This window comes from Fodinibius sp. SL11, assembly GCF_052060035.1.
Taxonomy (GTDB): Bacteria; Bacteroidota; Rhodothermia; order Balneolales; family Balneolaceae; genus Fodinibius.
The window spans coordinates 1-19,686 of record NZ_JBPOEA010000012.1 but is presented as its reverse complement, the minus strand read 5'-3'; the positions used below and the strand labels follow the sequence as shown (position 1 = coordinate 19,686).

The following is a 19,686-nucleotide window of genomic DNA, read 5'->3' as shown; positions in this document are numbered from 1 at the left end:
AACGAATTTTATAGTTATAACCAACACAAATAGCTAAAAATGAAGAAATTACTAATAACAGCGTTGCTATTAGCAGCTTTTGTAGGATGTATGAATTCTCCTGTTGATCAGGTGGCTGAGACCATTACAGAAAAAAGCTTGATGGTGCCGATAACGAAGCTATCCTCGAATGAGTTTGAAGGTAGAGCAACCGGTACTATAGGGGAGTTGAAAACAGTTGACTATTTGGTTAGTCAGCTTAAAGAGTACGGTTTGCAGGGAGGAGCTGAAGGGGGAAGGTTTATTCAAAATGTCCCACTGGTTGGGCAGAAGACAGGTCAGGATACCCGCGTGCAGATCCAAAAAAATGGGAATACCGTCCATCAGTTTGATTATTATTCTGATTTCGTGGCCTGGCCTTCAAATCTGAAAGAAGAAGTATCGATTAATGAAGCTGAATTGATTTATGTGGGATATGGGATTCAGGCACCGGAGGAAACCTGGGATGATTTCAAAGAGACGGACGTAGAAGGGAAGGTCTTGGTAGTAAAAAATAATGACCCCAGCAATAATCCGGAGCAGTTCGGCGGTGAAACCCGTCTGTACTACGGGAGATATGATTATAAATATGAGAAAGCTCGAGAAATGGGCGCTGCGGGCGTGTTGATTGTGCATACGACGCCCTCAGCCGGATACGGTTGGGATGTTGTGGCGAACAGCTGGAGTCGTGAGCGATTTTATCTTCGTGATAATGAGGCGATGAAAAATTCCCCTACGAAATTCAATGGATGGCTGACAAAAGAAGCAAGCCGTAACCTATTTGAAAGTGCCGGACTGAATCTTGAAGACCAGCTTGAGGCAGCTGAAGATCGGGACTTTGAGCCGGTACCATTAAAGGGGTTATCGCTGAGTTTGGATTTAAAAGCGCAATATCGCGATCAGGAAGCCAAGAATGTGTTGGGTGTAATTGAAGGCAGTAACAATCGCCTGAAAGATGAATATGTGGTTTTTACTGCTCATCATGATCACCTTGGAGTAACAAATCCGGTAGAGGGAGACTCTATCAATAATGGTGCTCTTGACAATGCAGCCGGCGTAAGTGCCGTACTTAATATGGCCAGAGCGTACAAAAAAATGCAGCCGCAGCTTAAACGGAGCATGCTGTTCCTGTTTGTGGGAGCTGAAGAGGTAGGACTGCTTGGATCACAGTACTGGGCCGAAAATCCTACCGTGCATCCCGGAAAGGTTACGGCAAATTTAAACCTGGATGGGATGAATGTATATGGAAAAACGAAAGATTTAGTGCTTATCGGTTATGATCGAAACAGTGTTAGCGATGTGATTGAAACGGTAGCCCAAGAACGGGGAAGAGTTGTGAAACCTGACCCGCATCCCGATCGCGGATATTTCTATCGTTCGGATCACTTTTCGTTGGCTAAAAAGGGGATTCCGGCTATCTTTCCAAACCGTGGAAATGAATTTATTGACAAGCCGGAAGGCTATTCATCAATGGTAGACAGCCTGCAGGATGCCAACTATCACAACGTGAATGATGAAATTAATACGCATTGGGACCTTTCAGGAATGAAAGCAGATGTGCGACTGTTTTTTGATGCGGCTTACCGCATTGCCAACGCTGAAGAAATGCAGACATGGCGAAAGGGCAATGAGTTTAAACAAACCCGCTTGGATATGATTGAGAAGGCATCATCCAATTAAAGTCTAAGCTTGGCGTTACTTTTACACTAATATTTTTTTACCAGAAACTAATTTCGAATGTATAAAACCAGACAAATGAAAAAAGTAATTATTACCGGTGTTCTTTTTATTGGTTTAATTTTTGGGATGGGGGCTTTTACTCAAACCGCAGCACAGTCTTCAAATACCGATAACGAGCCGTTAACGATTGTAGAATACAGCGATTATCAATGTCCGGCTTGTGCCTATTTCCATCCCATCGTAGAAAAACTGAAGGATAAATATGGAGACCAGATTGAATTCAAAATGAAGTTCTTCCCGTTGAATTCGCACCAATACGCAGCATTGGCGGCGCGTGCGGCCCAGGCAGCAAAAAATCAGGATAAGTTTTACGAGATGCACAGCTTGCTGTTTGAAAATCAGAAGCGGTGGTCCAATTCGGGTAGTCCTACGTCCATATTTGTAAATTATGCACGGGATCTGGAGTTAGATGTTGATCAGTTTAAGAGCGATCTCAATTCTGCTGAAACTCAGAAAGTTGTAATGGAGCAACGAAAAGAAGGGCGCAATGCGGGAGTGAATGCTACACCCACCTTCTTTATTGATGGTGTCAAGGTGGATCCGTTACCCCGTAATTTCCAGCAGTTTGATCAGTTGCTGCAACAGTATATTGGTGAGTAAAAGGTAAAGCCTAATGTTATGATCTACGAATTTCTCGATAAGAAGCCGAATTATCCCGACTCTGCCTTTGTAGCACCCAGCGCTGATATTATTGGTGATGTAACCGTCGGGGATGAAAGCAGCATTTGGTTTAATGTGACGATCCGTGGTGATGTAAACTGGATTAAGATTGGTGAGCGTTCGAATGTGCAGGATAATGTTTGCATCCATGTAATGAATCGAACGGGACCCACCGAAATTGGAGATGAGGTAACTATTGGTCACAATGCGATGATTCATGGTTGCACCATTCACGATCGAGCACTCATTGGTATTCATGCAACCGTGCTGGATGAAGCTGTCATTGAATCTGATGTGATCGTTGCTGCGGGAAGTTTAGTACCGCCGGGCAAGCGACTGGAATCAGGTTATATGTATATGGGAACGCCTGTTGAGAAGAAGCGCAAATTGACCGAGGAGGAAATCCATTCCATCAAAGAACATGCAGACAATTATATAAAATATGCGCGGGCTTATATGCAGAAAGACACGTATGAGACCAATCCATTTTACGACGCTAAAACTTGATATGCGAAAGTATAATTAGGGATAGAACTCATAATCCTAATACATAATTCCTAATTATTTTGTCCGGAATTTACCTTCATATACCCTTTTGTAAGCAGGCATGTTCGTACTGCAATTTTTACTTTGTTACCCGCACATCAGAGCGGGAGCATTTTGTAAAAAGATTGATTGAGGATATAAAAAGTTATGGCGATACAAGATTTTCTGAAGAAACGGTAGAGACAATCTATTTTGGGGGTGGGACGCCATCGCTGTTGGTGCCGGCACAATTAGAGCAGATTATGCAGGCTCTTTATGAAGTATTTGACATCGATCCCAGGGAAATTACACTTGAGATGAATCCCGATGATGTCTCAGCCCAATTTTTGTCAGATCTGAAATCGCTGGGTATAAGCAGGGCCAGCATGGGGGTTCAAAGTTTTGAGCCAGAGTTGCTGGAGTTTATGCATCGAGCCCATTCAAGCGAGGAAGCTATGCAGTGTTTGGAGCTTTTAAGTGCATCCGATTTTAAGTCGTTTACCGTTGATCTTATTTATGGCAATCCCGGCCAAACAACAGAGCAGTTGCAGCGAGATGTTAAAAATCTTCTTGAGTTTAATCCTCCTCATATATCGGCCTATTCGCTTACCGTTGAACCGAGGACTCGTCTGGGTAAGCAAGTTGAGCTCGGACGCATTGCTCCACCTGAGGGTGACATGGTGGCTGAACACTTTGACATAATTAACCAACTGTTTAGTAGGCAGGGTATAGAGCGTTATGAGGTAAGTAATTACAGTATTCCTGGCAAAGAGGCGATCCACAATAGCAACTACTGGGAGCACGAAAATTACTTGGGATTGGGTCCCGGAGCGCATTCGTTTTGGTGGGATGATAAGGCTGAACGGTGGGAAAATGAGCAGGACCTGCGGAAATATTTGCGGGATGAAGATCATCTCGAAAAAGAAGAGCTTTCCTTAACCCAGTTGGCGGAGGAACGATTAATGATGGGGCTGCGAACGCGAAAGGGAATTGGGTTTGAGAATTTAAAGCAAAGATATAATTATACGTTTAACGACCGTCAGCTTGAGTATATCGAGCGTATGGTTGATGAGGAAAAAGTGGTTGCGGATGAAGGGGTTAAGCTAACTGACAAGGGGATAAAAATTGCGGATGCAATTATTTTGGATTTAGTAACCTTGCATTAGATTGCTTATCTATGTCTATGATATGTGAAATAAAATATTTACCAACTGAACAATAGACCGATGAAAGCAAGTTTTAAAGCATTTATGCGGGAGATTATTGATTATGCGGGATTGTTTCCTCCAGCTGATCTCTCGCTTGATACGTCCCTCCAAAAGTATAGTAATTATAGGGAAGAAGAAGATGCCTGGATGTTGTCTCGATATATTATTCCGGCCGGACGTTTGCGAGACTTAGCACCCTATGGAGAAACACTTTTTAGGAAGGGAGATCCATTCGCTTTTTCGATATTGGGAAAAAGAACAGAAACGATTGCCGACTACCGGGAGCATTTGCAGGATATTATCGGGGCTTTGGATCAGTTCCACAGTGAACACGGTGACCGCGTTAAAACGGATGTTTTGGAAATTAAGCTCCCGCGTGAAGCAGTATTTGCAAGTGATAATAAACTTCTTGCTGATATTTTCGAGGAAACGGCTCGTCATTTTAAGAATGTGGCTGAATTCCCGCATGATATTTTCTTTGAAGGAATTTTTGATAAAAACTGGAAAAAAGAGATTTCATTAATTTTGGAATCTATAAATCAATATAATGAAGGTTCTGTATCTGATGATGGTATCAAGGCTGGATACAAGCTGCGATGCGGTGGGGTAGAAGCATCGATGTTTCCTTCCATAGAGCAGGTTGCATTTACGTTGAATAACGTCCGCGAGCAAAATTTAGCGCTAAAATGTACAGCTGGTTTGCATCACCCCATTCGTCATTATAACCACACGCTTAAAACGAAAATGCACGGATTTTTAAATGTCTTCGGTGGTGCTATGCTGGGCTATGCTCATGATTTTACGGATGAGCAAATGCAGGAGGTAATCAATGAAGAAGACAGGGAGCAGTTTTCATTCACAAGTTCCGGTTTTCGCTGGAAGGATTATGAGGTATCAACTAAGGAGATCAAAGAGTTGCGCCAAGTAGCCCTCATTTCTTTTGGTAGTTGTAGTTTCGATGAACCACGCGAAGACCTGCAGAAGCTCGGACTTTTATAAGTTTCCCAATCAGGGATCATGATTTAATCGGGAAGTAATTGATCATTCAAAATTTATAACACAAAATTATCAAGAAATGCATCCAACAAACGATCCTAACTTAGAATCATTTATCGAGGTAGACTCAGAATCACACTTTCCCATTCAAAATTTGCCCTATGGCGTAGCTCGATCTAAAGACGATGGCGAAGTATTTATCTGCACCGCTATCGGGGATTATGTGGTAAACCTGGCGGAACTTGACGCTGCCGGTGTTTTTGACGGACCGGAGCTTGACGGCAAGCCGGTATTTCGGGAGCGGACGCTGAATAGTTTTATGGAGCTTGGTCGAAAGGCATGGGCCGAAGCACGTTCATATATCAGTACGTTGTTAAGTGCCGATGAACCAGCGTTGCGCGATAATAAACCGCTTCAGGAACAAGTACTTACTCCCATGGATGAGGTCGAAATGCTGCTTCCGGTAGACATTGGGGATTACACCGATTTTTATTCCTCCGAGCAGCACGCGATTAACGTGGGAAGCATGTTTCGAGATCCCGAAAATGCGCTGAAACCCAACTGGAAACACCTGCCAGTGGGTTATCACGGACGCGCAAGTTCGGTGGTGGTAAGCGGTACGGATTTGCATCGTCCCAAGGGACAAATATTGCCACCCGACAGCGATGATACGCCCATTTTTAGCGCATGTAAGCTTTGTGATTTCGAACTGGAGATGGGATTCCTAACCGGCCCTGGAAATGAGCTGGGCAGTCCTATTTCAGTATCAGATGCTGAAGATCATATTTTTGGATTGATGTTGGTAAACGATTGGAGTGCCCGAGATATACAGAAATGGGAATATCAGCCGTTGGGTCCTTTTTTGGCAAAGAACTGGGCAACATCCGTTTCGCCGTGGATTGTGACGCTGGACGCGCTTGAGCCGTTTCGCAGGGAAGGTCCCGAGCAAGATCCCGAGCCACTTCCATATCTACAGTCTGAAGGGAAATGGACCTTTAATATCAATCTGGAGGTATTTTTAAAGGGCGAAAAAATGGACCAGCCGCATAAAATATCTTCATCGAATGCCAAAAACCTGTATTGGAATATCGCTCAGCAGCTGGCGCATCAAACGATTACGGGATGTAATGTCCGTCCCGGCGATTTGTATGCTTCAGGAACGATCAGTGGCGAAGAAAAATCGTCGTACGGTAGCATGCTGGAATTAAGTTGGAAGGGGACGGATGCCATTGAGTTTCCCAATGGCGAAACTCGCACTTTTCTTGAGGATGGCGATGAGGTGACAATGACCGGCTATGCCGATACCGACGATTATCGGATTGGTTTTGGCAGGGTGACCGGTAAAATATTGCCTGCGAAAGAATTAGACGTTTAGATAACATTTTGCGACGGCAGGTTGAAGAGGTCTGCCGTTTCACTTTTCACTTCTTTTATTTAACCAGCGTCATTTTTTTTGTGGTTACGTTGCCATCTAAAATGAGACGGTAAAAATAGATACCTGATGCGAGGTTACTCCCGTCAAATTTAGGGGTGTAAATCCCCTTTGGTTGTGATTTGTCAATAAGAGTAGCAATTTTACGCCCGAGAACATCAAAAACCTCAAGTTGCACCTCTTTTTGCTCGGGAATGCTGTAGCGGATGGTAGTTTGCTCATTAAAGGGATTGGGGTAGTTTTGTTCTATCCTAACCATTTGTGGATCAGTAGATTGTATTGCCAAAGCATATTTTGTCCATTTTTGATATGATCCATTAGCTGCCACAATTCCCAGTTTGTCGATCTCCTCCCATTGCCAGTCCGTTTCAGAATAGATAGATTCTTGCTGGCCGTTATATATAATAAGGGATTCTACACCACCATCCTTAAAATAAGCCAGAACACCCATGCCAACTTTTGGATCGAGGCGTTCTGATAGATTGAACGCTATGCTTCCGGGGAATGGTGAAGGAGAAATTTCAAAGTATTTTGCGGAAAGTTTATTAAGGGTATCAGCAGGTTGAGAGATATCTCCCGAAAAGTTGTCGCTGATACTCGGCGTGGGATAAAATGCGCTTTCCTCAAAACCAAATCCTTGACTGCCATTATTCCCGGATGCATAGTGCCAAAGCTGTGATTTGATGTAGTTTTGGTTGAAAGCGTTTGGACTACCCAACTGTTGCGTAATAGCATCCACCATAGAAATATTGGGGTTGTTTTTAATGGTTCCCCACACATCTACCCAAAACTGCGAACCGAATTTCTCTTCAAAGAAAAGAGCCCAAGTAATATGCTCGTATGATCCGGGATAAAATCCACCGCTCGGATTATTAAATATGGAGCTTTCCCAGACTATGTAATTGTAGTAGTCATTAACATTGTCATAGGTAATCTCTTCCATCAAGGTACCATCCATTTCCAGCCAAAGCCCTGTTTCTCCTCCCCATTCATTGGCTTTGTATTGGATCGCGTGCTTAAATTCGTGAGCTATGGTCACTTTTATGGCCCCAATTTGGTCGCCTTCCGGATCATCATTAGAGGGAAAGCCTTCCGAAAAATCATTTTCTACATCGATATAGGTTGTCCCATCTCCTGGAGCAACGGTGCGACCATAAATATTTTCAAGATTTAAAATATGAATATCATAGGTCTGTCCCTGTTCTATAGGATCAGTGTATCCGAGGCGCTGCACTTGGTGACGATATGTGGAGTCGGCTGCGGCGGCAACTTCTTCGACATAATCAGGAATGCCGTTACTGTTAGCATCTTCGGGAGGTACGGCATGAGAACCGGACCTCTCGTAGTGGATGCTGAAATTTCCCGAGGGGGATTGGTAGGTCTCCGAAGCCTGCATGCCGGGGGGTGAAAGTGCAGATTGAATACGGTTTACGGTGGAGACAGATAGTTCAGATTTATGACGATGAAAGTCGGAGGTGGCCGGAGTTCCACATTTGAGAGGGATATCATAATTTACGCCCTCTGCATCAGGCAGTTTACCCCTGGCCTCGGTAGGGAAGAATTTATAAAGCACTTTCTGATCGAGCGATAAATCTCCCTGCAGATAAGCACGTTCGATTTTTTGATGTAGATCTATTTTACTATCACCGGGGCGATCCTGTGATTGAACGGTGGTTGTGCAAAATATTATAAGTAATAAGCTCAGAATTGTGAGCTGAAAAAAGTACTTCATCAACGGCAAAATAATTTAGAGCAAATGAGGTTCATTTCTTGGAAAAATACTCTTATTTTTGGCATCTGCAAATTATGAGAAACGAAGGGCAAATAAATCCATTATGTACGAAGTAATACTCTATTACAAGTTCACCTCCATCGAAGATCCCGAAACATTCTGTGAAGAGCATAAGCAGTTTTGTAAGGATCTCGGAATTAAAGGACGAATCTATATTAACGAAGAAGGCATCAATGGAACTGTTGGAGGTACGCCCGAACAGGTATCAAAATATAAAGAAGGTTTGACGAGCATCCCCGGGTTCGACGGCATTGACTTCAAAACGGATACCAGCGAATATGTGCCGTTCCCAAAGCTGAAATGTAAGACTCGGGACGAACTGGTTTCTATTCATAAAGATGAAGTTGATCCTGAGGACGGCGGAAATTACCTGGAACCACATGAGTGGAAAGAAGTGCTCGAAAATGAAGATGATTACGTGCTAATCGACGTGCGCAATGATTATGAATCAAAAATCGGTCATTTTGAGGGAGCCATAACACCTGGTGTAGAAAACTTTTATGATTTTCCAGAATGGCTTGATCAGGTAGAAGAAGAAATTAGCAAGGATAAAAAAGTGCTGATGTATTGCACGGGCGGCATCCGCTGTGAGAAGTTTTCGGTATTGATGAAAGAGAAAGGTTGGGATGACGTAAATCAGCTGCACGGTGGAATTTTACGCTACGCCAAAGAAGAGGGTGGCGAACATTACAAGGGCAAATGCTTTGTGTTTGATGATCGTCTGGTGGTGCCGGTGAATGAAGATAATCTGGAGCCGATTGCACGCTGCGAAATTACGGGTAAGCCGGCCGACACCTATATCAATTGTGCGAATATGGAATGCAACAAGTTATTTGTATGCTCCGAAGAAGGAGCCCGCATGATGGAAGGCTGTTGCAGTGAGGAGTGCCGCCAAAGCGAATATAAGCGACCCTTCGATCCCGAAAATGCCTTTCGTCCCTTTCGCAAATGGTACAACTACTTTGACGAAGATTTCAAGGAGCGGCAGTTAGAAGAGGAGAAGTAAATTTTTTCCAGCATTACTTACCCCTGATAGGCTCGGAACATTGTGGGGGTAGGTATTTTATATCATCCCCTAAAAAACGCCTTGGCAATGGATGCAAAATGAGAGGGACGATCCAGAAAGGCATAATGTCCTGCGTGATCGATAACCACCAGCGCCGCATGTTCTATGCCCTCTTCCATGCGCTTGGCCTGATATAACGGCGCGGCCTCATCATTTTCTCCCCACAATAAAAGCACTTCATGTGGGATTTTAGGCAGACAAGGTTCCAGATATTCGGTAACTGTTTTCACAAATGTCTCTCGCATTACCCCCTCGAGCTTACTGTAGTCGCTGGAGCCCAGTGCTTTCCACAAGGAGGTATCTCGTAACCAACTGAGTGTTTTTTCACGAAGGGAAGACGGTAATATTAAGAAAGGAGCCTTAAGGAGCTTAGCGATGTATTTTTTTAAATAATACTTCCAACCACGTTTGGGCTTCATGCCTGAACCACCAGTGATAAGTACTTTGTCAATACATTGCTTGGCATCGGGACGTGAACAAAGTTTGAGGGCTATGCGTCCACCAAAAGAGTGGACAAGCAGATCAACAGAATCAAAATTCTGGTCTTCTATGAATTGTTGGATCAGATCAGAATAGTCATCGACATTCCACGGCCTGTTGGGTACCGACGAATTGCCGAACCCGGGCAGATCTAAGACGTAGCAATCGCGGATATCCGAAAGCTGTTTAGCTAGTGGTATCATCACCTGTTTACTGCTGCCCCAGCCGTGTAAGATAATCAAAGGGTGATTATCCTGAATTCCTACCCGATTGTACGAGATAGAGAGGTTGTCGTAGTGATATATCTTTGCTGATTCCATATATAGAAGCCAAACATCGAATTATTTTGGGCTTCACACAAGAGTAATTTTTGTAAGGATTGTCATGCCGAAAGGTCTTACTTGTACGTAACTAATAATTGAGTGAGAGATTATGAAGAGACAGCTATTTTTCTGGTTGGAGAAATTAAAGATTGCACCCGGTGAACGTAAAGCAATATCGGGGTTACTGATTATTCTTGTATTGCTGGGTGGGATGAATTTGGCATTGTCACCGTCGGTTCCATTTGGTGATGGAGACTATCATGAACTTGAGCAGCAGTTTGCCGAACGCACAGCTATAATCAAGGCTGAGGAAGAAAAGTTGATGGAGCAATATTTTCCAACCCGAAAAAAACAAATTGCCAAGGCGAAGACCGATACAGTATCGGAAGATTCTACTTCAAATCAACAAGCCGATACTTATAAGGATAAAGCTGACAATACCGAACAAAACATAGATAAAGAGCGGATAAACGTTAATAATGCCAACAGGGAAGTACTAAAAACTTTACCGGGAATTGGTCCAACCTATGCGAAACGGATCGTCAATTACCGTAATGAAAACGGGGAATTTAGGTCGTTTGAGGAGTTAAAAAATATTAAGGGAATTGCTCAAAAACGATTGGACAAATTGATGCCATTTATCAAACTTAAGGATTCAGAATAATGCAATTGAATCTTGATGGCTACACGTATTTTATGGGCGGATGATGAGATCGATCAGCTGAAACCGCACATCATTTTTTTAGAGAATAAAGATTTTGAAGTCACTCCTGTAACCAACGGTGAAGATGCGATTACGCTGATCCGCGAACAACCGTTTGATATTGTTTTTTTGGATGAGCAGATGCCGGGCATGGATGGCTTGGCTACGCTAAATCGAATCAAAACCATACAGGCGGGCTTGCCGGTGGTGATGATTACGAAGAGTGAGGAGGAGTCGATCATGGAAGATGCGATCGGCGGTAAAATTTCGGATTATCTGATTAAGCCGGTCAATCCCAACCAGATTGTGTTGACGGTCAAGCGGATTCTGGAACGGCATCGCATCCGCAATGAGAAATTTGCCCAATCGTATCTTCGTAATTTTAATGAAATATCCGGTCGCATTCATGAACAAACCGGATGGGAGGAATGGATTGAAATTTATAAACAACTTACGCAATGGGATATCGATTTAGAGTCCGGCGATGAATCATTGCGTCAGGTGTTGGCCGATCAATATCAGGAGGCCAATAAAATGTTTGGCCGATTTATTGCTCGCAATTACAGGTCGTGGCTCAGTCAATCCACGCCCCAACGTCCGGCTCTTTCTACAGATGTTGTTCGCGAATATGTTTTACCACACGTAAAAAATGGCCAGAGTACCCTTTTTTTGGTCATCGATTGCATGCGGTACGATCAGTGGTTGGTGTTTCAGAGCCTTTTGAATGAAGATTATGCCATTGATACTGATTTCTATTACTCTATTTTGCCAACGGCAACTCCCTACTCTCGGAATGCTATATTTTCCGGATTATTTCCGCTCGAAATAGAAGATATCTATCCTGATTTATGGAGCCAGGGCGAAGATGAAAGCTCGTTGAATCAGTTTGAAGAAGAGTTGTTGGTAAAACAGTTAAGCCGAAAGGGCATTAATAAAAAGATAAAATATGAGAAGGTGTTGCGAACGGATGAAGGGAGAGAGATTGCTGATAATATTCACAATTACCTGCAAGTGTCGCTAAGTACGTTCGTATATAACTTTGTGGATACATTGGTGCACTCCCGATCTGATTCTGATGTGCTAAAAGAGATAGCACCCGATGTGCCGGCTTTTAGGTCTCTGACCAAAACTTGGTTTCAGCACTCTACCTTGTATGAAATTTTTAAAATTTTGGCCGATGAGGAAGTGGTAGTTGTAGTTACGAGTGATCACGGTGCGGTGCGGGCTCTGCGTGATACGAAAGTGTACGGCGATCGAGAAACGTCCACCAGTCTGCGATATAAATACGGCCGGAATTTATCGGCGAATGATGATGCAGCACTGATTATTGAAGATCCCGCCGAATATAAATTGCCCACACCAGGACATTCCAACAATTATATCATTGCCAAAGAGGATTACTACTTTGTATATCCCACGAACTACCATCGTTATCAGAATCGCTACCGGGACACCTTTTTGCATGGCGGGGCCAGTATGGAAGAGATGATTTTGCCGATTTCTACATTGCGCCCCAAGTCTATGTTATGATAGATTTCTCCTCTAAGAGCTGGTATCTTCTTACCTCTTTTGATTAATAATTATTCTTATGGAACAGCAATTTACAACGACCTCTCCAGACGAAACCATTGCCAAGGGAAAAGAATTTGTTTCCTCTTTGGAAGCCGGATCTATTGTTTGTTTGCAGGGCGCTCTTGGGGCGGGGAAAACGCATTTCGTTAAAGGGATGGCAGAAGGATTGGGTATTGAAAGCAATGAAGTTAGTTCGCCTACCTTTACGCTTATTAATGAGTATGATGGTGATAAGTCACTTTTTCATTTTGATTGTTATCGAATGGAATCACCACGTGAGGCCCTCGAGATAGGAGCTGAAGAATATTTTTATGGTGATGGAGTTACGGTTATCGAATGGGCAGAGCGAATAGAGTCACTTATTCCACCGGAGGCTATCTGGATTTTTATAGAAGCTCCTGACAAGAATACCCGAAAATTTGTCATTAGAAAAAGAGACTCGTAATCCCGTATATTGTGCGACCATGGCAACCAAGAAACGACTTCCATATCGCTTAGATCGACTGCCGGTTATATATCCGTATAATCGACGAGCGGATAATAATATCCAGCTTGGAGATTTGGTGTACTACGGACCGTGTCCCGAGTATTACGGTATTGGTGAAGTGGTACGCTCGTTTGATGATTACTGTATTGTTGACTTCCGTCGCACTGGTGAGCTTAACATCGAAAAGGATGCCATGGCCATGAAGTACTTAATTCCTATCCACAAATTAAATTTGGGACATATCTTAAAAAGTACCTAACAGTTGGGATGAGCTCTGCAGATGTGAACCCAGATCCATTTAGCTTTCTTCAAGCATCTCGTCTTTAGCAAAATCCGTTTCTTCAAGAATACCTCCGGCTTTTTTCTTGCCGAATATCCAAAGAACAATACTTGCTGCCAGTCCCGGATAAAATGGTTCTAATCCTAAATAGGTGTAATCGTACATCCCTTCACTGGTAATGGTACCAAGGATAAGCCAAAGTAGTGATATGGCAATACTGCCAACCATAGTGGGAAGCACCCATTTTTTTCTGAGTGTAAAAAATTGCAGATAGACTCCCATTACGGGAATTAAGAGCCCGGGAATCATCACGGAGCCAATAACATACCATAAGTCAATAACACTGGGATAGATGATAATTAGCAAAATCCCCAGCAGTGCGGCCGCCAGCGTGCTTATGCGGGTTAAGGTATTATTTTTTGTATTGGGGAAGATCTTTACCAACAGGTCGCGGCCGAGCGTTTGTCCGGATAAAAACAGGTAGCTGTCGAGGGTAGACATAATGGTGGCCAGTAGTGCTACAAAGAACAGCCCTTTTAACCCAATTGGTAAAATTTCGTTGGCCAGGTAGGGATAAACCATAATGGGTTCAGTTAAGGAGTCGCCGAGAATGGCAAAGCCATACAAGCCGCTGAAAATCGTCAGGAAGTCAAATAGAGACCATAACAAGATGGAAATAAATATTCCTTTTTTGGCTGTGTTAGGCGATTTTGCCGCTGCGGCGCGTTGATGAAAGCTGGGATCAACGAAAGTCCACAGCGCAATAAAAAACCAAACAAGCAGATATTGGATGTCTTCACCGCCCGTAATATCTCTAAAATCTGAGGGAATGAAGGTCCAGAGCTTCCCAAAACCACCGAATTCTATTCCTGCAAAAATAATTAGAAAAATAAAGCCGCCGAACATGAGAACGATTTGCAGCATATCGGTGTGGACAACGGCATTAAATCCGCCGAACATAACGTAAGCAACAGAGAACAGGGCTACGGCACTGGCATACCAGAGAAAGTGACCGGCGCCCCCCGTCAGGTACTGAAAAATTAACCCCAGCATGAGAATATAGGGGGCCGGACTTACGAGAATAAAAATAGGAATGGCAGAGAAGCGACCGGCGGTATCCCCATAAAAGTTACCAACGGCTTCGGGTAGTGATAGGGCTTCATTCATACGGATTTTTCCGGCAAGCAGCCAAGCAAAGAGTGCTGAAAAAACATAAAAGGGGAATCCCAGAATAAGCCAGGTAGAAATTCCATTTTGGTAACTGTATTCTCCAATACCAAGAATTCCGCCATACCAAGTAGAGACGAGGGTAGCCACAAAAGCAGCCAGGCTCATCTTTCGTCCCGAAAGCAAAAAAGACTCCTCATCGGTTTCTTCCCAGTCGCGTTGCCAGGTAAGATAAACCAGTAGTGCAAAGTAAGATAGAATTAGGCTCCAATCGAGCAGTGTAAATTGTAATTCAGTCAACGTTCAATAGTTGGTTTTTAAAATAGATGAAAGATATTTGAATATGAATCGGGGGTCAATCGTTATTATGCTTCACAAACATCAAGAGATCGCCTTTTTTATGATTAATTTGAACAGGATTTCCAACGACTTCATTAGAGGATCCGTCTCGTACGCCATTTTCGAGGAATTCATTTTCGAGCGGATATTTTAATCCTTGGGTGGTTATGCCGGTAACCTTGCCCGAAAGAGGGAAAAGGGACAACTGTGTACCGATCCTGAAATCTTCCGAGAAGGAGCGTGGGAGCAATCTCGTCTCACCAAAATTGTCGGCCATGCGAAGTTGCTGAAATTGTGTAGAGAACTGCTTGAGGACGGACAAGTTTTTGAGGGTTTGATCAAGCCGGTAACCGGTGGCCCCTAAAATATAAATATGGGTGCCCTTCTTTTTTTTAGCATATTGAAGGGCTTTCTCCAGATCATTGAGTTCTTGACTGGGACGAAAAATAATTTCTGACGACTCCTTTTTAGATCCGTTGTAGCTGTCGAGGTCACCAATTATTACGTCGGGTATCGTACCCATATCTATGGCAATATTCGCCCCGCCATCAGCGGCAATAAAGCAATCTGTTTTCGCTCGATATTTGTCAAATAATTGCTGCGATGGCGGATCGCCATTGCAGAGAATCAGAATTGATTTCATTGAAAACGGCCTTGTATGGTTTTAACGCTGATTTATACGTTATGATACGGTAAAAAGAACGAAGATTTTACCGATAAAAAAATATTGCTTTCTTCAAAGCTATCTACCATTTTATTAAGCTTATTTTTCGCGCTATAAACAGCCATTATGTTTGAAGAACTCATCCAAAAACTGCAAGAATTTGACACCGTGGGTGTTTTTTCGCATATCCGTCCCGACGGTGATTGCATTGGTGCCCAAGTAGCTTCCTGTCTCTGGTTGGAAAGAAATGGTATAAATGCTATTGGGTTTAATGATGATGAGGTACCCTTAAATCTACAATGGCTGGCTGATTTTTATCCTATCCAAAAACCGGATGAGAAATCCCTGAACAAATGTGATGCGTTCTTGGTATTGGATGGCAATTCTCCAAAGCGTTTCGGCAGCTATTCTGATTATATTCAAGACTATCCGAAGCCTTCGTTTATGGTGGATCACCATCCCGATCCGCATGATGGTTTTGACTTAAGTATTTCGGTTGAAGAAGCGTCCTCAACCTGTGAGCTTATTTTTCATCTCTTTCTGCAAAATGATATCTCACAGGTGGATGAGAAAGTGGCCAAAGCCCTTTATACGGGCATTTTGACGGATACTGGATCGCTGCAATACGACAGCGTTACTCCGGAAACCATGAACGTTGCCTCGGAACTATTGCGGCTTGGGGAGTTTCGTCCCAATCAGGTAGCCGAAAAGGTATTTTCCAACAAGAGTTTAAACCAGCTGCATTTGCTTAGCAAGGCAATGAGTACGATCGAGCTATTTGAGGACAATCAGATAGCCATTATGTACGTTACCAAAGAAATGCTGGAAGAAACCAATACTACCAATGATGATTGCGAAGGGTTTGTAGGCTATCCGCTTAGCGTTGCCGGCATAAAAGCCGCGATCTTGTTTAAAGCATTGGGCGATGGTGTTAAGATGAGTCTTCGCTCAAAAAGTAATGATGTTGACGTTAATAAATGGGCACGAAAAGTTGGAGGCGGAGGCCATAAAAAGGCATCGGGTGCATGGCATCCGGGACCGCTCGAAAAAGCGATTGAAGATTTGGTAGAGATTGGAGCCGAACAGCTTGTTAGCGTAGATAAGTCGTAATAAACTTAGGTTCATTCTTAATGGTCAAGCAGTCCGTTTTAAGTATAGCGGTAATTCTGTCTGTGTTAGTAGCAGGATGTCTGGAAAAGAAAAATCATTCCCGATCGAGTAGCAATGCTCAAGTAACCGAAGCATTGGGAGCAAGCATTTCTACGATTATTGGTGATTCTATGTCTGCTTCTGATCCCGATGTCACAATTCCGGATAAGAGTCAACAGCAGCAAGCGAGAATAGAAACCCAGGATCCCAATACACAGATTACGACCAGTAGGCGGACGGCAATTACTCGAGCGGTAGAAAAAGTGAGTCCGGCCGTAGTGAGTATTACGGTGACAGAAATGGTGCAGGGTGGTCGTCGTTTACAGTTTAGTGAATATTATAATCGATTTGTTCCGGTGCCCATCGAGCGTGAGGTTAGCAGCATGGGGTCCGGATTTATTATTAACTCGGATGGATTGGTAGTTACCAACCAGCATGTTGCCAATCGTCACGCCAAGCGGGTAGTGGTATCGATGCCGGATGGCTCGCAATACGAGGCGAAGGTATTGGGAGAAGATGAACTTGCAGATTTAGCGTTGTTGAAAATTGATGCCCAGCGAAATTTCCCTTCTGTAAAATTTGGGGACTCTGACAGTGTATTAGTCGGTGAGTGGTCGCTGGCGGTAGGGAATCCTTTTGGATTGTTTGAGTCGGCCAAACCATCAGTAACTGTAGGAGTGGTAAGTGCGGTGAATCGCGATTTTCGTCCCAATCCCCAGGAACCCCGCGTTTATATGGATATGATTCAAACTGATGCTGCAATTAATCGCGGAAACTCAGGAGGTCCGCTGGTTGACAGTGAAGGTAAAGTAATTGGCGTTAATACCTTCATATTTACAGGAGGCACCAGCGGCGGCAATGTAGGACTTGGTTTTGCGATTCCCAGCAATCGCGTACAAAAAATTCTTAAGCAATTGTCTACAGAGGGAGAAGTTACGTTACCATACGATCCCGGCTTTAATACTGTTGAAATGACCCGCCAATTAGTATTGAAGTATAATTTACCGGCCACACGTGGGCTGTTGGTGAATAGTGTAAATAAAGACGGTCCGGCTTTTGAAGCGGGAATTATCCCGGGAGATATTATTTTAAAAATCGGGGAAGAGCGTATTCAAAGTAAGATGCACGCGCAGGCCCTTTTTCGGGAATATCAGGAAGGGGATTCCATGCGTGTAGAATTATTTCGAAAGGGCGATCGCTACGAAACCAAGATGTATTTGCGGAAAAAGGTTAAAGAGTAGCATTTATTTGATGTTATTTCCGATCCAAGAACTTTTGGACACGTTCTTCATGCAGATCACTTTCCCAGAATTGAGCGAATGAATCAAGTTCGGCGTTGATAGCTTCCCAGCGTGCTTTGGTGATGCGCAGCGCACCTTGTTTTAAATTTTTGATAAACGGACGGTCATTTCTGGTTAGGTTTTGAGCCCGTTTCCAAACCTCTTTTTGCCAATCATTAGTTTTTGTTATGTGATCAATCAGGTCATGGTGTAGGGCGGTTTCGGCGTCTACTACTTTTGCTTCGCCCAGCCAAAGGAGTGCAGTAGAACGGCCCACTTTTTCTACTAAACGGGTAAGGCCGCCCCAGCCGGGGGGTAGGTAAAATTTGCCTTGTGTAAAACCGAATGTGGCACGGGGCGCCGCCATACGAAAATCAAAAGCAAGCATCATCTCGCATCCGCCGCCATAGGCTGCACCATTGATAGCAGCGATGGTCCAGCAGGGCAGTTTTTCAATGCGGGTCAGGATCGAAAGCATGCGTTTGGCCATCGGCTTTGCTTCTTCTGCTGTTTTGATGGTGTGGAACTCCCGCAGGTCGCCACCGGAAATAAAGGTTTTTTGGCCAGATCCTGATAAAATAAAACAGCGGATGTCAGAATCCTGCTCGAGCTCATCAAGTAGGGCCTCAAGCTTATCCATCACCGCAAAGTTTATAGCATTGTGTGATTTTGGGTGATCAATAATAGCTTGGCAAATATGATTTTTCTGTTCGATTTTTACAGTACTCACTATTAGATTATGGCTTGTTTGAATTGGATATTAAAGGGAAATCTATATGTATCTTGTTAATAAAGAAAAGATAAATCGCTCACTTTCGACAAAAATTGTTGATGCACGAGTGGCTCAGGTGTTTAACTCTTTCCGAGATGTACTGGTGACATCGTCATTCGGTACCACTTCGGCTGTGCTGCTGCACTTGGTCAGCAGAATAAAACCGGGTTGTCCAATTTATTTTATTGATACCGGTTACCATTTTGAGGAGACTATTGCTTACAAGGAGCGATTAACACGCTTGTTGGATTTAAACGTAATAGATCTGCGTCCCGATCCTTCGGAACATGCTAAGACAGTAAAGGAGAAACTCTGGGAAGATGATCCCGACAAGTGTTGCGATATTAACAAAGTTGAACCGCTGGATCGCATTAAAGGCAAATACAAGGTGTGGATGTCTGGACTTATCGGTTTTCAAAGTCGCCATCGCAAAAGCCTATCTATCGTGGATGATGATAACGAGCTTATCAAGTTTTATCCGCTTATCGATTGGAATTCATCACTGGTGGAGGAATATATCGAAGGCCATGGCCTGCCGCAGCACCCTCTGAAAGAAAAAGGATTTGATTCGGTGGGATGTACGCACTGCACTGCCAAAGGCCAAGGACGTGAAGGCCGCTGGGATGAGTTCTCAAAAATCGAATGTGGGCTGCATCATTAATAGAATTGACGAACTAAACATCCTCCACTTCATAGTCAATCTCCTGTTTCTGGGAATTCTTAAGCAGCCATTTTTGATACTCTTTGTTACCTTCCTGTTCGGTTAGCTGCAGTGAAATAACGTAGGGACAGTCGTAGCTATGGAGCTCCTTTACCCTATTGGTAAGATCTTTCATATTGTGGTAAGGAGTTTTTGCAATAAGGATCGCTTCGGTATCCTCAACAATTTCGCCCTCCCAACGGTAGATGGTTTCCATTCCGTCAACAATATTGACGCAAGCCGCCAGATTTTCTTTGACCAGCTTTTTGCCAATTGTTTTGGCTTCTTGTTTGTCTTTTGTGGTGATATAAACCAAGCGCAGGTTGTAAAACA

The 19,686-nt window shown here is 43.6% G+C and carries 20 protein-coding genes; 14 read left to right on the top strand and 6 right to left on the bottom strand.

The features are described from left to right. Positions 1–39 precede the first annotated feature (39 nt). From ACQ76V_RS12340 to fahA, 6 genes are all read left to right on the top strand, one after another. Positions 40–1,698: a M20/M25/M40 family metallo-hydrolase gene (locus ACQ76V_RS12340; protein WP_441000809.1), complete on the top strand. Its 1,659-nt coding sequence runs from the start codon at positions 40–42 to the stop codon at positions 1,696–1,698. A gap of 75 nt (positions 1,699–1,773) precedes the next feature. After that, positions 1,774–2,358, top strand: a complete 585-nt coding sequence (locus ACQ76V_RS12335) for a DsbA family protein (protein WP_441000808.1) — start codon at positions 1,774–1,776, stop codon at positions 2,356–2,358. 18 nt (positions 2,359–2,376) lie between these two features. Next, the gene (locus ACQ76V_RS12330) at positions 2,377–2,925 is read left to right on the top strand and encodes a gamma carbonic anhydrase family protein (RefSeq protein WP_441000807.1); all 549 of its coding nucleotides are present in this window, start codon (positions 2,377–2,379) and stop codon (positions 2,923–2,925) included. A 59-nt stretch (positions 2,926–2,984) separates the two neighbouring features. After that, positions 2,985–4,109, top strand: a complete 1,125-nt coding sequence (hemW, locus tag ACQ76V_RS12325) for a radical SAM family heme chaperone HemW (protein ID WP_441000806.1) — start codon at positions 2,985–2,987, stop codon at positions 4,107–4,109. A 60-nt stretch (positions 4,110–4,169) separates the two neighbouring features. Next, complete coding sequence (locus tag ACQ76V_RS12320; protein WP_441000805.1) at positions 4,170–5,150, top strand: hypothetical protein; 981 nt, start codon at positions 4,170–4,172, stop codon at positions 5,148–5,150. Between the two features lie 76 nt (positions 5,151–5,226). Next, the gene (gene fahA, locus ACQ76V_RS12315) at positions 5,227–6,522 is read left to right on the top strand and encodes a fumarylacetoacetase (protein ID WP_441000804.1); all 1,296 of its coding nucleotides are present in this window, start codon (positions 5,227–5,229) and stop codon (positions 6,520–6,522) included. Between the two features lie 55 nt (positions 6,523–6,577). On the opposite strand, the gene ACQ76V_RS12310 is transcribed toward fahA, so the two are convergent. Continuing rightward, positions 6,578–8,311 carry a T9SS type A sorting domain-containing protein gene (locus ACQ76V_RS12310; protein ID WP_441000803.1) on the bottom strand — a complete coding sequence of 578 codons (1,734 nt, stop codon included), beginning with the start codon at positions 8,309–8,311 and terminating at the stop codon, positions 6,578–6,580. A gap of 103 nt (positions 8,312–8,414) precedes the next feature. On the opposite strand from ACQ76V_RS12310, the gene trhO reads away from it, so the two are divergent. Further along, positions 8,415–9,377 carry an oxygen-dependent tRNA uridine(34) hydroxylase TrhO gene (trhO, locus tag ACQ76V_RS12305; protein ID WP_441000802.1) on the top strand — a complete coding sequence of 321 codons (963 nt, stop codon included), beginning with the start codon at positions 8,415–8,417 and terminating at the stop codon, positions 9,375–9,377. A gap of 62 nt (positions 9,378–9,439) precedes the next feature. On the opposite strand, the gene ACQ76V_RS12300 is transcribed toward trhO, so the two are convergent. Next, on the bottom strand, positions 9,440–10,237 hold the full coding sequence (locus ACQ76V_RS12300; protein ID WP_441000801.1) for an alpha/beta fold hydrolase: 798 nt from the start codon (positions 10,235–10,237) through the stop codon (positions 9,440–9,442). Positions 10,238–10,349: 112 nt separating this feature from the next. Between ACQ76V_RS12300 and ACQ76V_RS12295 the strand changes: the two genes are divergently transcribed. The 4 genes from ACQ76V_RS12295 to ACQ76V_RS12280 are packed head-to-tail and all read left to right on the top strand — an operon-like array spanning position 10,350 to position 13,261. After that, positions 10,350–10,904 (top strand): ComEA family DNA-binding protein, encoded by a 555-nt coding sequence (locus ACQ76V_RS12295; RefSeq protein ID WP_441000800.1) that lies wholly within the window; start codon positions 10,350–10,352, stop codon positions 10,902–10,904. Between the two features lie 15 nt (positions 10,905–10,919). Further along, the gene (locus tag ACQ76V_RS12290; protein ID WP_441000799.1) at positions 10,920–12,473 is read left to right on the top strand and encodes a response regulator; all 1,554 of its coding nucleotides are present in this window, start codon (positions 10,920–10,922) and stop codon (positions 12,471–12,473) included. A gap of 58 nt (positions 12,474–12,531) precedes the next feature. Beyond that, positions 12,532–12,960: a tRNA (adenosine(37)-N6)-threonylcarbamoyltransferase complex ATPase subunit type 1 TsaE gene (gene tsaE / locus ACQ76V_RS12285; protein WP_441000798.1), complete on the top strand. Its 429-nt coding sequence runs from the start codon at positions 12,532–12,534 to the stop codon at positions 12,958–12,960. A 19-nt stretch (positions 12,961–12,979) separates the two neighbouring features. After that, positions 12,980–13,261, top strand: a complete 282-nt coding sequence (locus tag ACQ76V_RS12280) for a hypothetical protein (protein ID WP_095605304.1) — start codon at positions 12,980–12,982, stop codon at positions 13,259–13,261. A 39-nt stretch (positions 13,262–13,300) separates the two neighbouring features. On the opposite strand, the gene ACQ76V_RS12275 is transcribed toward ACQ76V_RS12280, so the two are convergent. Both ACQ76V_RS12275 and ACQ76V_RS12270 read right to left on the bottom strand, forming a co-directional pair. Next, positions 13,301–14,749, bottom strand: coding sequence for a sodium:solute symporter family protein (locus ACQ76V_RS12275; protein WP_441000797.1), 1,449 nt, complete (start codon positions 14,747–14,749; stop codon positions 13,301–13,303). Between the two features lie 55 nt (positions 14,750–14,804). Then, positions 14,805–15,431 carry a thiamine diphosphokinase gene (locus ACQ76V_RS12270; RefSeq protein WP_441000796.1) on the bottom strand — a complete coding sequence of 209 codons (627 nt, stop codon included), beginning with the start codon at positions 15,429–15,431 and terminating at the stop codon, positions 14,805–14,807. Positions 15,432–15,578: 147 nt separating this feature from the next. Between ACQ76V_RS12270 and ACQ76V_RS12265 the strand changes: the two genes are divergently transcribed. Together ACQ76V_RS12265 and ACQ76V_RS12260 are read left to right on the top strand one after the other, a co-directional pair. Next, entirely contained in the window at positions 15,579–16,562 is a 984-nt protein-coding gene (locus ACQ76V_RS12265) for a DHH family phosphoesterase (RefSeq protein ID WP_441000795.1), read from the top strand. Positions 16,563–16,582: 20 nt separating this feature from the next. Then, positions 16,583–17,842, top strand: a complete 1,260-nt coding sequence (locus ACQ76V_RS12260) for a S1C family serine protease (protein ID WP_441000794.1) — start codon at positions 16,583–16,585, stop codon at positions 17,840–17,842. Positions 17,843–17,855: 13 nt separating this feature from the next. Here ACQ76V_RS12260 and ACQ76V_RS12255 read toward each other — a convergent pair whose 3' ends face one another. After that, the gene (locus ACQ76V_RS12255; protein ID WP_441000793.1) at positions 17,856–18,611 is read right to left on the bottom strand and encodes an enoyl-CoA hydratase/isomerase family protein; all 756 of its coding nucleotides are present in this window, start codon (positions 18,609–18,611) and stop codon (positions 17,856–17,858) included. A 46-nt stretch (positions 18,612–18,657) separates the two neighbouring features. On the opposite strand from ACQ76V_RS12255, the gene ACQ76V_RS12250 reads away from it, so the two are divergent. Then, a complete protein-coding gene (locus tag ACQ76V_RS12250) occupies positions 18,658–19,314 on the top strand; it encodes a phosphoadenylyl-sulfate reductase (RefSeq protein WP_441000792.1) in 657 nt (218 codons plus the stop codon). A gap of 13 nt (positions 19,315–19,327) precedes the next feature. Here ACQ76V_RS12250 and cutA read toward each other — a convergent pair. Beyond that, a partial coding sequence (cutA, locus tag ACQ76V_RS12245) for a divalent-cation tolerance protein CutA (protein WP_441000791.1) occupies positions 19,328–19,686 on the bottom strand: 359 nt, incomplete at its 5' end.